Source organism: Halorientalis brevis, from assembly GCF_023077655.1.
Window position 1 is genome coordinate 269217 of sequence record NZ_JALLGV010000007.1, and the last position, 14481, is coordinate 283697.

Annotated in this window: 17 protein-coding genes; 11 read left to right on the top strand and 6 right to left on the bottom strand. The window is 64.5% G+C overall.

The genetic code is table 11. The features are described from left to right. Window positions 1–49: 49 nt before the first annotated feature. From MU553_RS16885 to MU553_RS16920, 8 genes are all read left to right on the top strand, one after another. Window positions 50–1300: a hypothetical protein gene (locus tag MU553_RS16885; RefSeq protein WP_247379633.1), complete on the top strand. Its 1251-nt coding sequence runs from the start codon at window positions 50–52 to the stop codon at window positions 1298–1300. Between the two features lie 236 nt (window positions 1301–1536). After that, window positions 1537–4413: a bacterio-opsin activator domain-containing protein gene (locus tag MU553_RS16890; protein ID WP_247379636.1), complete on the top strand. Its 2877-nt coding sequence runs from the start codon at window positions 1537–1539 to the stop codon at window positions 4411–4413. Window positions 4414–4519: 106 nt separating this feature from the next. Next, window positions 4520–4663 carry a rubrerythrin-like domain-containing protein gene (locus MU553_RS16895; RefSeq protein WP_247379638.1) on the top strand — a complete coding sequence of 48 codons (144 nt, stop codon included), beginning with the start codon at window positions 4520–4522 and terminating at the stop codon, window positions 4661–4663. 106 nt (window positions 4664–4769) lie between these two features. Continuing rightward, a complete protein-coding gene (locus MU553_RS16900) occupies window positions 4770–5072 on the top strand; it encodes a hypothetical protein (protein ID WP_247379640.1) in 303 nt (100 codons plus the stop codon). Between the two features lie 169 nt (window positions 5073–5241). Next, window positions 5242–5718 carry a DsrE family protein gene (locus MU553_RS16905; RefSeq protein ID WP_247379642.1) on the top strand — a complete coding sequence of 159 codons (477 nt, stop codon included), beginning with the start codon at window positions 5242–5244 and terminating at the stop codon, window positions 5716–5718. 158 nt (window positions 5719–5876) lie between these two features. Next, complete coding sequence (locus tag MU553_RS16910; RefSeq protein WP_247379644.1) at window positions 5877–6533, top strand: hypothetical protein; 657 nt, start codon at window positions 5877–5879, stop codon at window positions 6531–6533. 384 nt (window positions 6534–6917) lie between these two features. Beyond that, window positions 6918–8093 (top strand): thiolase C-terminal domain-containing protein, encoded by a 1176-nt coding sequence (locus MU553_RS16915; RefSeq protein WP_247379646.1) that lies wholly within the window; start codon window positions 6918–6920, stop codon window positions 8091–8093. 7 nt (window positions 8094–8100) lie between these two features. Further along, on the top strand, window positions 8101–8571 hold the full coding sequence (locus MU553_RS16920; RefSeq protein WP_247379648.1) for a Zn-ribbon domain-containing OB-fold protein: 471 nt from the start codon (window positions 8101–8103) through the stop codon (window positions 8569–8571). Between the two features lie 281 nt (window positions 8572–8852). Here the strand turns inward: MU553_RS16920 and MU553_RS16925 are convergent, their stop codons facing one another. From MU553_RS16925 to MU553_RS16950, 6 genes are all read right to left on the bottom strand, one after another. Next, window positions 8853–9137, bottom strand: a complete 285-nt coding sequence (locus tag MU553_RS16925) for a type II toxin-antitoxin system RelE family toxin (protein WP_247379651.1) — start codon at window positions 9135–9137, stop codon at window positions 8853–8855. Continuing rightward, window positions 9127–9423: a ribbon-helix-helix domain-containing protein gene (locus MU553_RS16930; RefSeq protein ID WP_247379653.1), complete on the bottom strand. Its 297-nt coding sequence runs from the start codon at window positions 9421–9423 to the stop codon at window positions 9127–9129. The genes MU553_RS16925 and MU553_RS16930 overlap by 11 nt, the downstream gene beginning before the upstream one ends. A 77-nt stretch (window positions 9424–9500) precedes the next feature. Next, window positions 9501–9890, bottom strand: a complete 390-nt coding sequence (locus tag MU553_RS16935; protein ID WP_247379656.1) for an HIT family protein — start codon at window positions 9888–9890, stop codon at window positions 9501–9503. 120 nt (window positions 9891–10010) lie between these two features. After that, a complete protein-coding gene (locus MU553_RS16940) occupies window positions 10011–10874 on the bottom strand; it encodes a hypothetical protein (protein WP_247379658.1) in 864 nt (287 codons plus the stop codon). A 217-nt stretch (window positions 10875–11091) separates the two neighbouring features. Beyond that, window positions 11092–11418 (bottom strand): DUF3784 domain-containing protein, encoded by a 327-nt coding sequence (locus MU553_RS16945; RefSeq protein WP_247379660.1) that lies wholly within the window; start codon window positions 11416–11418, stop codon window positions 11092–11094. A 471-nt stretch (window positions 11419–11889) separates the two neighbouring features. Continuing rightward, on the bottom strand, window positions 11890–12303 hold the full coding sequence (locus MU553_RS16950; protein WP_247380111.1) for an EamA family transporter: 414 nt from the start codon (window positions 12301–12303) through the stop codon (window positions 11890–11892). 557 nt (window positions 12304–12860) lie between these two features. Here MU553_RS16950 and MU553_RS16960 point away from each other — a divergent pair. From MU553_RS16960 to MU553_RS16970, 3 genes are all read left to right on the top strand, one after another. Further along, complete coding sequence (locus MU553_RS16960; protein ID WP_247379663.1) at window positions 12861–13142, top strand: ribbon-helix-helix domain-containing protein; 282 nt, start codon at window positions 12861–12863, stop codon at window positions 13140–13142. 6 nt (window positions 13143–13148) lie between these two features. After that, on the top strand, window positions 13149–13412 hold the full coding sequence (locus tag MU553_RS16965) for a type II toxin-antitoxin system RelE family toxin (protein WP_247379665.1): 264 nt from the start codon (window positions 13149–13151) through the stop codon (window positions 13410–13412). 248 nt (window positions 13413–13660) lie between these two features. Beyond that, the gene (locus MU553_RS16970) at window positions 13661–14464 is read left to right on the top strand and encodes an SWIM zinc finger family protein (protein ID WP_247379667.1); all 804 of its coding nucleotides are present in this window, start codon (window positions 13661–13663) and stop codon (window positions 14462–14464) included. Window positions 14465–14481 lie beyond the last annotated feature (17 nt).

Below are 14481 nucleotides of genomic sequence, written 5' to 3' on the forward strand. Positions count from 1 at the left end.
TGGGCAGGAATGGTCACTTTTGTAACGAGTGGCACGGAATAACTTGGGGATGTCCGCCCGACTCCCCCTCCTGCTCGTCGTGCTGGTGGTCCTCGCGGGCTGTAACGCGCCCGGGGCACCGGCCGTCGACACCGACCAGCCGACCGTCAGCGAATCGCCCGCCGCAAACGTATCGCAACCGACCACTGGCCCATCGTCGAACGCGTCGACCGCCAACTCGTCGACGATTCCGGTGGAGGGCGGCCGCCTCGCCGCGGACCCGGACCGGACGTTCCGGCGCGTGACCCGTCAACTCGGGGTCGACGCTCGCCCGCCGGAGCGAATCACGATCGTCGACCCCAGCGAAGCGCCGACAAGCGTCGACCCACCGCACTTTCTCCAGGTGCTGGGCATGGATGCCAACGCGTCCCGGCCGGGACTCGCTGGACAGACCATCGGCGAGGACTGGATCCGCGTCAACCGGACCGTGGCGACGCGGCCGCGCATGGAGGGCGTGCTCGCTCACGAGTACGTCCACGTCGTCCAGAACCAGCAGGGCGTGACGGGACAGCTGTTCGCGTCGGGCGTCTGGGAGTCGGTCCCGCCGTTCAGCGTCGAACGGCCCCTCCTCGTCTCGGCCGTCAAGGAGGGAGCGGCGACCTACGTCGCCACCCAGTACCAACGGAACTACACCGAGATGCGACTGCAGGCCACGCGCTACGGCCGTAGCTATCGCCAGCAGGAGACCGCCGCCGGGCGCTACTTCATGGCCCCCTACTGGTTCGGCTACCGGTACGTCGCCGACCGCCTGGCCGACGACGAGACGCTCGACGCGATCTACGACCGCCCGCCGCGGACGAGCGAAGCACTTCTCCACCGCTACGCCCCGGGTGCGGAACCTCCGGTAAACCTCTCGGTGACTGTCGAGCCGGGCGCGTGGCGAGCGGACAAGCGTGGCCGCGTCGGTGAACTCGGCACGCGCCTCGCGCTCGCTGCGACCCTGAACACCTCGCGGGCCGTCGCTGGTGCCGACGGCTGGGGCAACGACGAACTCGTGATCTTCGAGCGAAACGAGACGCGGGGCTACGTCTGGGTGACCCGCTGGGACGACGCCGCGAACGAAACCGAGTTCCGGACCGCCCTCACCGCCGCGCTCGACCGGCAAGGGACCCGCACGGACGCGGGATGGCGCGACGGAACGACCGCGTTCCGCGTCCGGCAGGGCGACGACCGCACGACGGTCGTCGTCGCCGGCCCGTCGGCGTTCGTTCGGACTGCGAGCGCCAGCGTCGGACAGCAGGTGGTCGTTCGCGGTCCGTAGCCGGGACAGTGAGCCGCCTCACGGGCTGACGACGGGGTCAGTTCGCGCAGGCGCCAGACTGGTCCGGCCACTCAGATCGGCGACCTGCGTTAACTACCAAACAGCTATGTCGCGGAACGCTTATACTGTGAACCATTCATGCGCTCGCAGCTGACGACGCGGCAGCGCCGGCACGCACGGTATCAGTCGGGTGAGGCCCAGCCGTTGGCGTTCGAGAGACTCGACGGAGCCAACTGATGGCAGGTGCCGAGTCTCCCCTCGATTCGTCCCACGTCCTCCTGACCGGGACGACGAGCTGGATCAGCGAACTCGCCGCGCGACTCGACTCTCAGACCGACGCGTCCGTCCACACGGTTGCAACGGCAGCCGAGGGGCTGGATGCAGTCCACCGCAGCACAGTCGACTGCGTCGTCACCGAGTACGCGCTCGCCGAGACGACCGGCGTCGACTTCGTCCAGGACGTCCGGGCGGCCACGACGACGGTGCCCGTCATCCTCGGGACGGCTGACGGGGACGAAACCGTCGCGAGCGACGCGATCGCAGCCGACGTCACCGACTACGTCGTGGTCGAGGAACCGCTCGACCGGACGCTCGACACGGTCCTGACCCGAATCGAGGACGCACTCGAGTCGGCACGGCAGACGAGGATCCGCCGCGAACGAGCGCGCCAGTTCGACGCGGTGTTCCACGACGCACAGACGGCGACGTGGGTCCTCGACCCCGACGGAACGGTCGCACGCGCGAATCAGGCAGCACGCGAGCTGACCGACGAGGACACGTCCGTTGGCGAGCGATTCTGGCACCTCCCGTGGTGGTCGGACACGGCGGCCCAGAACGACATCCGACGGCTCGTCGACCAGGCACGCGACGGCACGTTCGGGAACGCGATCGTCTTCGAGCCACCAGACGCGACCGCGCGGCGCGTGATCGACTTCTCCGTGCGCCCGGTCGAGAACGAACGGGGCGAACTCGCCTCGATCGTCGTCAAAGGCGTCGACATCACGGATCGCGTGACGCTCGAACGGGACCTCCGCCAGTCCGAAGAGCTCCATCGCGTCACGCTCAACAACATGACCGACACCGTCCTCATCACGAACGAGGACGGCGAATACACGTACGTCTGTCCGAACGTCCACTTCATCTTCGGCTACACTGCCGAGGAGATTCACGAGCAAGCGACCATCGACGAACTCCTCGGCGACGACCTCTTCGACCGCGACGAACTCAGGGCAAAGGGCAGTCTCACGAACATCGAGTGTACGGCGACCGACAAGGCAGGCCGCGAACACACGCTGCTGGTCAACGTTCGGGAAGTCGACATTCAAGAGGGGAAACTCCTGTTTAGCTGTCGCGACATCACGAAACGGAAACAGCGCGAGGAGGCGCTGGCCACGCTCCAGGAACTGGCACGGGCGTTCCTGTACGCGGAGACGCACGACGAGATCGCCCAGCACATCGTCGAGGAGGCAGCGAGCGTTCTGGACGTCGATGCGAGCGCCGTCTACCTGTTCGACGCCGATACGAACGAACTCCGGCCGGCGGCACACTCCCAGGCGATGCGAGCGCTCAACGGGCCGCTGCCGAGAGTCCACGCCGACGGCGACACGCTTCCGGGCCACGGGTTCATCTCGGGGGAGACGCTGTTTTTCGACGACGTTCACCAGGAAGACCGACTCGCCAACCGGGCGACCGACCTCAGAAGCGCGTGCTACATCCCGCTGGGCGATCACGGCGTCTTCGTCGCTGGATCGGACGACGTCGGCGCGTTCGACGACGTGACTCGCGAGCTCGCCGACCTGCTCGCCGCGACCGCCGAAGCAGCCCTCGACCGCGTCACGCGGGAGTCACAGCTCCGCGCACAGGACCGACAGCTCCAACAGCAAAACGAGCAGCTCACCGCACTGAACCGGATCAACGAGACGATTCGGGCGATCGATCAGGCCGTCGTCCAGGCCGAGACGCGCGACGAGATCGACCACACGGTCTGTGAACTGCTGACGAGCGACGACCGGTTCAGCTTCGCCTGGATCGGGACCGTCGATCCGACGACCGACACGGTCGAACCGCACGCGTGGGCCGGCGACGAACAGGGGTACCTGGACAGCCAGCGCTTTGCCGTCGGCGAGTCGGGGACGGAGCCGGCCGGTGAAACCGCAGCGACGGGCGACGCGACGATGGTTCCCAACGTCGCGGCCAACCTCCGCAGGGACTCGTGGCGATCGGACGCGCTCACCCGCGATTTCATGTCCGTGTTGAGCATCCCGCTCAGATATAGCGATCTCACGCACGGCGTGCTGACGGTGTACGCGGACGCGCGGAACGCGTTCGACGAGACGGCACGGGCTGTGTTGACCGAACTCGGCGAGACGATCGCCGCTGCACTCAGTGCCATCGAGCGGAAAAACGCACTCCTCACGACGTCGATGACGCGCGTCGAGTTCGAGATCGACGACCCGACGTTCGTGCTCTCGCGGCTCGCGCGGGCCGCCGAGTGCACGCTCTCGTATCAGGGCGGCGTCCAGCAGACGACGACCGGGAGCTACGTGTTCGTCACCGTCGACGACGCTGCCACCGAGACCGTCGAAGCCGCCGCGTCCGAACTGGTCGGGATCGACGACGTCCGCCAGATCAGCGTGGACGGTGACGGTGGCGTCCTGCGACTCGGTCTGACGCAACCGTTTCTCGCACTGGAGCTCGCCGATCACGGTACCGTCTTTCGGGAGGCGACCGCCGATCCGGCGACGACGACGCTCACCATCGACGTCCCGACGAGCATCGACGTCCGCACCATCACGCAACTGGTGACCGACACCTTCGCCGACGTCGAACTCCAGAGCAAACAGACGCTCGATCAGGCCGCCGAACACGGCGTCTTCGCTGACTTCCTCGCGGACCTCACCGAACGGCAGCTCGAAGTCGTCCAGACGGCCTACTACAGTGGCTTCTTCGAGTCACCGCGCGAGAGCACCGGTGAAGACGTCGCGGCGATGCTGGACATTTCCCCACCAGCGTTCTACCAACACGTCCGGACAGTGCAGCGCAAACTGTTCACCGCACTCTTCGAAGAACAGAGCGCGTCCATCGCCGCATCAGCCGACGGGTTCAATAATTAACCACCCGTGTGAATTCGCTTTGATACTGAACGATTGGATATACCCTTATACACTTATTATCGCCAGGTGAGTGCCCGTGCCGACGGGAGGCACTCGTGAAGACACTATGAGAGATGTCACGCAAACTCCCGACGAGGAAACGCCGTACGAGTGCTTCGAGTGTGGGGCTGTCGTCGTCGCAGAGGACAAACCCGACGCCTGTCCCCAGTGTGAGAGCGAGATGCGAAACCGGCAGATCCCGCTCGAGTGACGATGCCGTCCAACACGGCGGTCGCTCGTGACGATCAGTTCGGCACCCTGTCGCGGTCGCTGACCGCGAGGGCAACCGGAGCGTCCCTCGCTCACCAGTCCATTCTATGACAGACGTCCAGGACTTCCTCGAGGACCCGAGGACCGTCAGGCACGTGCGATACCCGACGTCGGTGCCGTATTTCCGGTCCGTCACGCGGATCTGTCACTTCCCGAGCGGGGACGTCCTTCTCGACCGCGCGGACCGTCGTCAGTGTTTGCTCCCGGCGATCGACCGCGTCGACGTGCCAGCGAGTGAGATCCAGCGAATTACAGATGCAGTAGTACTCGACACCGAGGCCACGGTTTACGTCGTCGAGGACGGCGGCGATCGGGTAGTCGTCCCGTTCGACGAGGAGCTCGTCTTGTAGTCGCCCGAGCGGACGAGTCAGCGACTGCGGCCATGGCAGAAGAGAGCGGATCAGGGCTCACGTTGGTGGCCTCGACGCAAGGAGTTTTCGAGGCTGGGACTTGTCCGCTGGCGACTGCGAAACAATCTCGCCACAACGCAGTACCCCGTCCCGTGCGAATGCGGCGTGCATGGAACGACGAGGCTTCGTTTCGGCCGCCGGGACGCTTGGTGCCCTCCTCTTCGGGAGCGAGACGGCCAGTGCGACGCGCGAGCAGCGCGGGACGCAGCCCCAGGACGCTCGCCCGTCGCCGCCCGCGAAGACGGTCCTCCACCTGTCGAGTGGCGAGACGGCGGCCTACAAGGGCGCGCTGATGAACGCACAGAACCTGTTGGCTGACGAGACGGTGCCCGTGACGGAACTCGTCTTCCTGTCGAACGGGCCGGGCGTCAAGCTCTACACGCCGCCGGGCCGGGAGAACGACTTCGCCGACCGCATCAACTCGTTGCAGGAGCGCGGGGTCTCGTTCCGGGTCTGCCAGAACTCCATGGCGATGTTAGACCTCACTGAAGACCAACTGATCGACGGCGTCGAACCCGTTCCCTCTGCCGTCGGCGAATTTGCCCGGCTCCAGGAAGTTGGCTACGGCTACATCAAGGTCCCGTAGCGAGCGACGGCGACGCCGAATCGGGGACAACCGGCAGGTAACACGGGCGGAAGCCGTGACACAGAGCAAATTTGCTGAAGAGACTGGCAGCCGTACAGTACGCGTCGGTGCGCTGGACCGGCACCGCACCGGCCCAGCACCGACACAGCGGGGACAGCATGCACGAGGATTACCTTTCAGCCAGCGTCAACCGACGACGGTTCATCACCGGGGCCGGTCTACTCGGCTCTGGACTCGTCGCCGTCGAGCCGGTTCGGGCGGCAAGCCAGGGCAATTCCGACGACTTCGACGCCGACATCGAGTTCGACGACGACTGCCAGGAGCTCGTGGTCGACCCGACCGACGACGATGCGGAGTACGTCCTCGAGTTCGAGGTGGACGACGACAGCAGCTTCGAGCTCGAGGCGACCGGCCGGATAGAACTGACCACCGACGACGGGTCGTTCTCCCGCGCCTCCGTCGACTACGACGGCGAGGAGGTCGCGTCCGAGGAGTGCGACGCGGACGACGAGGATGACGATGACGACGAGAACGACGACGACGGTGACGACGAGATCGACGTAGACGACGAGGACTTCGACGACACCGACGACGACTTCGACGCCGACGTCAGTTTCGACGACGACTGTCAGACGGTTCACGTCGATCCCACCGACGACGACGAAGAGTACACCGTCGAGGCAGAGATCGAGGATCGCGGGACTTTCACCGAGGACTACGAGGGGGCCGTTCGGCTCGAGAGCGACGACGGTGAGTTCGAACGCGTCACGGTCGAGTACGACGACGAGGAAATCGCCGAAGAAACCTGTTCGTGAGGGACGGGTGTCGGGACGCGGGCTCCCGACGCTCTCCGAGTCTGCGACGCCAATCGGCAGCGACCATTCGCTAAAAGCGTAGAATTATCGAAGGACGGAGCCGGCACACGCGGGGACGATCGGGTGTCGCGGGAACGACGGCACACCGTGGGAAAAACAGCAGTCGGGTGTCGAGGTGCTGCTACTTTCGTTGGGTGGTCGACCGCGGGGAACCTCCGTGACGAGCGGCTCCGCCTGACGAATGTCTGTCCGGCAGTAGCGACGATGCCGAGAGGGACGTCTGGGAACTGTGTCGAGACAGGAGACGAGGCGATACACGCTCTCAACTGCGTACTGCTATCACGCCTGCAAAAGTTAACACCGGGGGAAGACAACCCTCAGAGGATGGCGACAGCTCATCTCATCGCAGTCGGTGCCTCGCCGCTGGGCACGACAGACCTGCCCGGCCGCGACCTGTTCTCGACGGCCCTGGCCGAGGCGTTCGAGGGGTTGCCCGACCCGGCGGACGTCGTCGACGGACTGTACGTCGGCGCCCAGTCCGAACGGTACGAGAACCAGATCATGCAGGGCACGCTCATGGCCGAGTGGGCCGGCCTGCGGAACGTCCCCGCAGAGCGCGTCGAGGCGTGTGCGGCCGCTGGAGCGCTCGCCCTCAAGAACGCAGTCCGGGACGTCCGGGCGGGCGTCCACGACGCCGTGCTGGCCTGCGGCGTCGAGAAGATGACCGCCGGTGGAACCGAAGGCGCCACGAACGCGCTCGGTGCGGCCTTCGAGCGCGCCCTCGAACAGCGGTCCGGGGTCACCGCGCCCGCCACGTACGCCCTGCTCGCGCGGCGGTATCTCCACGAAACCGACGCGACGGAGCGAGACCTGGCCCGGATCGCCGTGAAGAACCACCGGAACGCGGCGGCCAACCCACGGGCGATGTTCCAGCAGGCAGTCGACGTCGAGACCGTCATGGAGGCTGCCGACGTCGCGCCCCCGCTGAAACTGTACGACTGTGCGCCGGTCACCGACGGTGCCGCAGCCGTAGTCGTGGCGAACGACGAGGTGGCGGCCGACCTGCTCGATCGTGAAGAGACGGTCCGCGTGGCCGGCGTCGGCTCGGCGGCCAACAACCTCGCCGTCGCCGAGCGCGACCTGACGTTCGTCGAGGGGGCGAACGTCGCCGCTACGACCGCCTACGAGGACGCCGGCGTGGACGCCGCCGCCGTCGACGTCGCGGAAGTCCACGACGCCTTCACCGTCTGCGAGGCACTCCTGGCCGAGGCCGCCGAGTTCGCCCCCGAGGGGCGCGGCATCGAGACCGTCGAGGACCCCAGCGACCGGTCGGCAGGCTGGACTGACGTCCAGATCAACACCAGCGGCGGCCTGAAGGCCCGTGGGCACCCGATCGGGGCGACCGGGCTGTTGCAGGCAGTCGAAGCCTACGAACAGCTCACCGGGCAGGCCGGCGATCGCCAGGTGGCCGACGCCGACACCGCACTGCTCATCAACGAAGGCGGCGTCGCCGACGCCCACACCGTCGCCCACGTCCTGACTACCGACCGAGGAGCGTGATTCATCCATGCCAGACACCGACCCCACGACGACAGGACCGCTCGCACCAGAGGACATCACCGCCGACTCACCGTTCACGCTGCCCGGCTTCTTCGACGCGTTAGCCGAGGGCCGGCTGGTGGCCGCCCGCTGTACCGAGTGCGACACCCACCTGCTCCCGCCGCGCCCCGCCTGTTACAACTGCGGCAGCCGGGCGGTCACGATCGAGGAACAGCCGCGGACCGGCGAAGTGATCTCGTACACGTCGGTCAACCGGCCGCCGTCCGCGTTCGCCGACTTGGCGCCGATCACCGTCGCGGTGGTCGAACTCGACTCCTCGGCGCGACTGACCGGTCGCGTCGACGCTACGCTCGCGGACGTCACCATCGGCGACCGCGTCGAACTCCAGGTCCGTGATCCCGAGGCAGCCGGTATCGACCCGGAGTTCGACCTGTCCTACGAGGAGGAGTGGCCGGTCCACGTCTTCGAGTTGGTGTGAGCGGACAGCACACTGGCGAGGGTCAGTTCGGGCACACACTCTTCGGACGTTTCTCTGCAGATGGTAACACACCAGGGTTTTCCAGTGGTCAGGGGTGTCTGCCACGATAGATGGCTCGGGAACTAGTCATCTCGGTGTCCAGCATCCTCGTCAGCTCTCACTATACGTTCGTTTCTCGGGAATGACACCGGGCACGCCAACCGTCTGATCGTCTACATCGCCGTCGTCTCGGAGAATAATATACCAGTGGGGATCTGTTGAAACCCTCAAATGAGCCGTGCTCAGTCGTCGGCAGTATAGGCGCCGCTTCGATGTTCGATCCGATGGACTTCGAGGACCGTGGCATCGAAATCAAGGATGCAAGCGAGGCGGTACTGGCCGACGCGGAGTTTCGAAAACGGACCTCCAGTCAACGGCTCCAAAAAGTCGTCGGGATCTCGCCACTCAGAGTTCACCACCTCGTCAAGCTTCGAGACGATGCGGTCTTGGACATGTGGATCCAGCGCGTCGAACTGGTCTGCAGCACGGGGCGTGAACTTCCAGGTCCAGTCCGCATCACTCGTCATCCGCACCCTGATCCATCATCTCGATCACTTCGTCGCGTGAGACCAACTCCGCATCACCGGCCCGTAAGTCGTGTTCGCTCGCCGCGATCTGTTTCCATCCCTCTCGGGAGAACTCGGGATGTTTCACCGCGTCACGAGCAGCGTACCGAAGGAACTCGCTCCGGGAGTTGAATCCCTGTTCCTCCCACGTCGTATCGATGTCCTCGAGGAAGGCCTTGCTCAGTCGGAGGTTGATCTGGACCATCTCTGGTCCGTCGTCTCCCATCCCGGTATCAGCATCGGACATATACACATGCTTTACATCTGTATATAGAAAAAGCTTCTCGCGAGTTGCGGTTGTACGTGGCATCGGACTTACCGTCGTCACTCGCCGTACGTCCGTTTCTCGGGAATGACGCCCCGCACGCCACCCGTCGGATCGACCATGTCGCCGTCGTAGCGGGGGATGACGTGCCAGTGGCAATGGGGCACCGTCTGCCCAGCCGCCTGGCCGTTGTTGAGTCCGATGTTCGTCGCATCAGGATCGTACCGCTCCTTGACCTTCGCATGGGCCTCCTGCAGAAACGCAAAGAGCGCTGATCCGTCGGCCGCTTCGAGATACTGGATGTGTTCTTTCGGCACGACGAGTGCGTGGCCTTCCGTCACGGGAGATGTGTCGAGAAAGCAGAGATATTCCGGTGATTCGTGTAGCACTGTCGCGTCGCGCTCTCCGTCGATGATCTCACAGAACACGCAGTCGTCCGAGCGAGCCATATGCGAGTGTCTACCGGGGAGCAGGGAAAGGAGTTGTCTCGTCGGGACTCCCAGCCACCCAGCGCTTCGAGTTCCTGGTTCGGGTGGCCGACAGTGGTCGGTGGGAAGACGGCGACGGGTTCACATCCCGGTTGGGAGGTGCGTAGCCAGGTCGAAGCGGCGAAGACCGTACTCGAGAGCTGCCGCGATCAGCAGCACGGCCAGAAACAGGAACCAGCCGCCGAAGTAGAGCGCGTGGGGGTCCTCCACGCCTGCCGTGAACTCCGCCCGGACATCGAGCATGATGAACAGCGTCAACAGCGCCGACGGCACGAGTAATCGGTGGCGAACCAGAAGGTAGAGTGGAATCGCAGCGAGCACCCACATGCCACCAGCACCGAACAGAAACAGGAGCCACACAGACCCTCCGGACAGCGTCACTCCGAGACGAGCAGCGAACCACACCATGACGGCAGCGTGGAGCAGTCCGCCCGCGGCAGCGATCGCGGCCGCCCGTCGTCGTGAGGCAGGGATCGCCAGCCCCGGAACGGAGTTCGGGACTGACGGGAGCCACGGCAGGGTATCGCGAGCGACGTACTCGACGAGTCCGAGGAACAGAAACGCGACCGTCCAGACCGAAGCGTTGACCATGTATCGGACGATATACAGACCGTTCTCGACGACCGTGATACCGGTCGGCTCGGCGAGCCCTTCGAGTTCGGCGGCGTCACGAAACGTCGGGCCAGGCGGTGTGAGCTCCATCCCAACGACGTACCCCGTCGTGAGGACCAATCCAACGACGGGCAGTACGAGGTGGTATCGACTCGCGAGATACACTGGCAGCGCCGCCACGACGATCAGCCCACCGTACCGCCATCCGAGTCCAAGAACCGAATAGTTCGCTGGGCCGACCTCGTACCCGAGGCTGCTGGCGACGATGAGTAGTCCTCCCGCGTGGACGAGCCCGAGAGCGAGACTACCGGCTGCCGCTCGGCTGGCGGGCATACGTGTACCGTCGAATGCACGTGCCTTCTGTGTTTGCCCGGCGCCTCTGACGAAATTCTGAACTACCACTGGCTGAGGACAGACGACTCGCTGAATACAGCAGGTATCGATCTCAGGGGGCTGCGTTCACAGCACTGCGACGGGATTCAGCAGTCCCGGGTTGGCATCGCAGTGACGAACGGGTGGCTCGATTCGAATACAGAGCCACGCTCACACGTTAGGCAGTCTGTGAGGGCGACCACGTGTTCAACCGGTAGATCAGCCGGCCCACATCCAGCACGATGACCGCACCGACTACGGGTTCGAGATACGCTGGTGGGGTCGTCACGGACGCGAGCACGCCGACCACGACGGTGGCAATCCCGACGCGGAGGATCGTGTTCCCAGCCATGTCTCGGACGACGTCATCGGACACCGACGAGGTGGACTCGCTGTAGCCAGCCAGCAACCACGTCCAGCCCGCGAACTTGATGAGAGCACCGAGGAGCACGACGAACGCACCACTTGCGAGCCATTCGATGGCGACGGAGTCGAGGGAGGGCATATCTGGAAAATGTTCCAATAGCAGAATAAAGATTAGTGAAACAGAACAAACATCGCCAACGATCGGTCTACGTGACTATCGGACCGCCGCGGAGATCTCGATCGATACCCGGCGCGATTTAGCAGACGAGGTGGCCGAGCGTGAGACGATGGTCCATCGATTGGCGGTCGACGACTCACCCCCAGGATTACGTTAGCGCGATCACCGGCGTGACGGCTGCCGACGAGGAGTTCGTCGCCGCGACAGTGACTGATCTCCGTGTGAGGCAGGCGTTCGACGTGGCGAAAACCCCGTCTACGCGATGAACGGGTAATCGGTCGGCTGCAGGAGGGAGAAGAGGAGAACGGCAGAGACGAATCCGGAGGCTGGCATGGTTCAGGGACCCCGAGGCAGTACAGGTGCGCACTCGTCGGCGCTTGCGCAGCACCGCTGGCAGAGGCGTGCAGGCCGCAGGTGCTCACAGTTAACTCCTCACGAGGCGATGAGAACGACCGCGACAGCACCGAACGCGATACCGAGGGCCTTCTTGGCCGTGAGTCCTTCGCCCAGAAAGACGATGCCGAGGAGGGCACCACCGACGAGGAACATCCCGAAGATCGGGACGACGACGCTCACCGGCCCAGTCGAGAGCGCACGGAAGTACCCGACGACAGCACCGGCGAGACAGAGGCCGGCTGCGAGTGCGAACTGCACCGGCCGCCCCGTCAGTGACGGGACCGACCACTCGCCGACCAGGAACGCCACGGCCGTCGCCCCCGCTGCGAGGGTGAGGATCGCGATCGGCATGACGGTAAACGTCGGCAGCCCACGCAGTGCGAGTTTCATGAAGAGAAACGCAAAGGAATAGCAGACCATCGCGACCACGGCCCAGAACACGTAGCTCATAGACCGTTCACCACCGAATCTCTCCGTTCCAGGTGCCATCGAAAGGTGTCCATACGGTGAGATATCAGGGGAGGTCACCAAAAATCCCAGTGCCAGGTGAGTGACGAGCCTCGCAGGCGACGGGACACGAGAGCGGGTGGATGACGCGGCCGTCACCCGCCGACGCACGGGTGTGAAGCGTCGGATGACGTCCCACAGAGAGACGATCGTGGTCGGGACGAGGCGGCGAGCACTGCGAGGCACGGGCACCCAGTTCGTCGGTAAGGAGTCCCTCTCGAAACAGCGCCGTCCTCGGATCAAAGGGGGATCTGTCTCGCTGACCTGCTCTGCAAGAGAGCCCAGGGAGGCCGAGTCGTAGTCCTCGTCGACGATGAGGTGTTGCGCGAACCGCCGACAGAGGTCGTGACTGCTGACCTCCTCGAAGTCCGGATCACCAGTCTGTGCGGCTGCGGCCTCAGCCGTGCGCTTCACTGCGGCCCGAATACCACGCTCTGTTAGTAGCTCCACCCGTATCCGGGTGGGCAAGACCTTTGTGTAGTACCGCTGTATCACAGTATATGAGCACCGACACGGACGCCGGCGACGATCGAATGGAGAAGATCAACGTTCGCGTCCCTGAGGCCCTGCTGAAGCGTCTCGATGAAGAGTGGGAGCGGCGTGGCTACTCCAGCAAGTCCGAAGCCATCCGCGATGCGCTGCGTGACTGGGTAAACCCGCCGGTCACGCTGTCCGAGGAAACGGTCGATGCCCTCGAAGAGAGCCGCGAGCAGCGTGAGCGAGGCGAGACGCGGTCTCTCGACGAGGTCGCGGAAAAGTACGACGTGGATATCGACGAGTAGGCACGCATGACCGATGTCGAGATTACGCCGCAAGCAGACGAGCAGCTGGAGGAACTCGAGGCCGAAGCCCGCGAACGCATCCTGAAGAAACTCGCCGAGGCACGGGACTGGACCGAACACCGCCTCGACCCACTCACCGGGTGGCCCTACTACAAACTCCGAGCCGGCGACTACCGCGCCATCATCACCTGGGACCGGAACGACGATTGCCTCATCGTCGAGGCCGTGGGTCACCGAAAGAACGTCTACGATCGCCATCTGCCGCCCTGACGCTGACTAGCTATCCGAAATGAATAACTTCGTTATTTTGCAACAACGCTCGGAGCGCGGATCAGAGACGACTTCTCCCAGTCGTTTGTTGACCGGTTTCGATGATCGATCCCGGTAACCCGTCACGAGGGACCAGTCGGTGTACCAACGCGTCCAAAACGTTATTTCCGGTCGTAGATTCCAGAACGAATACACGGGCACGCCGCTGTGCGACCGCCTTCATCGAACCAGCGCCTCGACTGCACACCATGGACATCACTGAGAGCACGATTCGAGACCGATGTACCGATGCGGTTTTCGAGCGCGGCCAGACCTATCGTGACGAGGGACGAATCCAGCGGATCGAGCGGTACGGCGACGTCGTCACTGCGGCTGTCAGCGGATCACAGCTGTACGACGTCACTATCGACCTGGACGACGAAGCCAGCACGCCACACTGTACGTGTCCGTACGACGGGCCAGGAGATTGCAAGCACGTCGTCGCAGTATTGCTCAAAACAGCTGTGACTCCACCGACAGACGAGAGCGAGCGCGTCGAGGCCATCCTCGACGACGTTCCGGCGGACGACCTACGTGCGTTCGTCACCGACGCACTCGCCACTGACCGGGACTTCCGCGACCGATTTCTCGCTCGGTTTGGCGACACGACAGCCAAAACCGTCGACGAGTACCGTCCCGAAGTCGACCGGCTGTTCGCTCAGCACACGGCGGACGATTCGGTCGTCACGGAGGCCATCGACTTCTCGCAGTTGTTCGACGTTGCCGAGGAGTATCGCACACGAGACGAGTATCAGGCGGCAGCGACCGTCTACCGCGCGCTGTTCGAGGGCATCGACGACAACATCGACCTCGTCGACGCTGCCTACGACCACTATGCCAGGGCGTTTCAGACGGCACTCGACGGCTATGTCGACTGTGTGCTGGCGACGGACTCGGATGCCGAGGCGTTCGAGTCGTACGCCGATGTCGTAGCCGAGCGGGCGTCGACCGGTGCCGCCGTCCACCGAGAACGCTTTCAGAAGGCGCTGGGAGACCTCGAAGCCCGGCGATAACCGACGTCGCCACACCC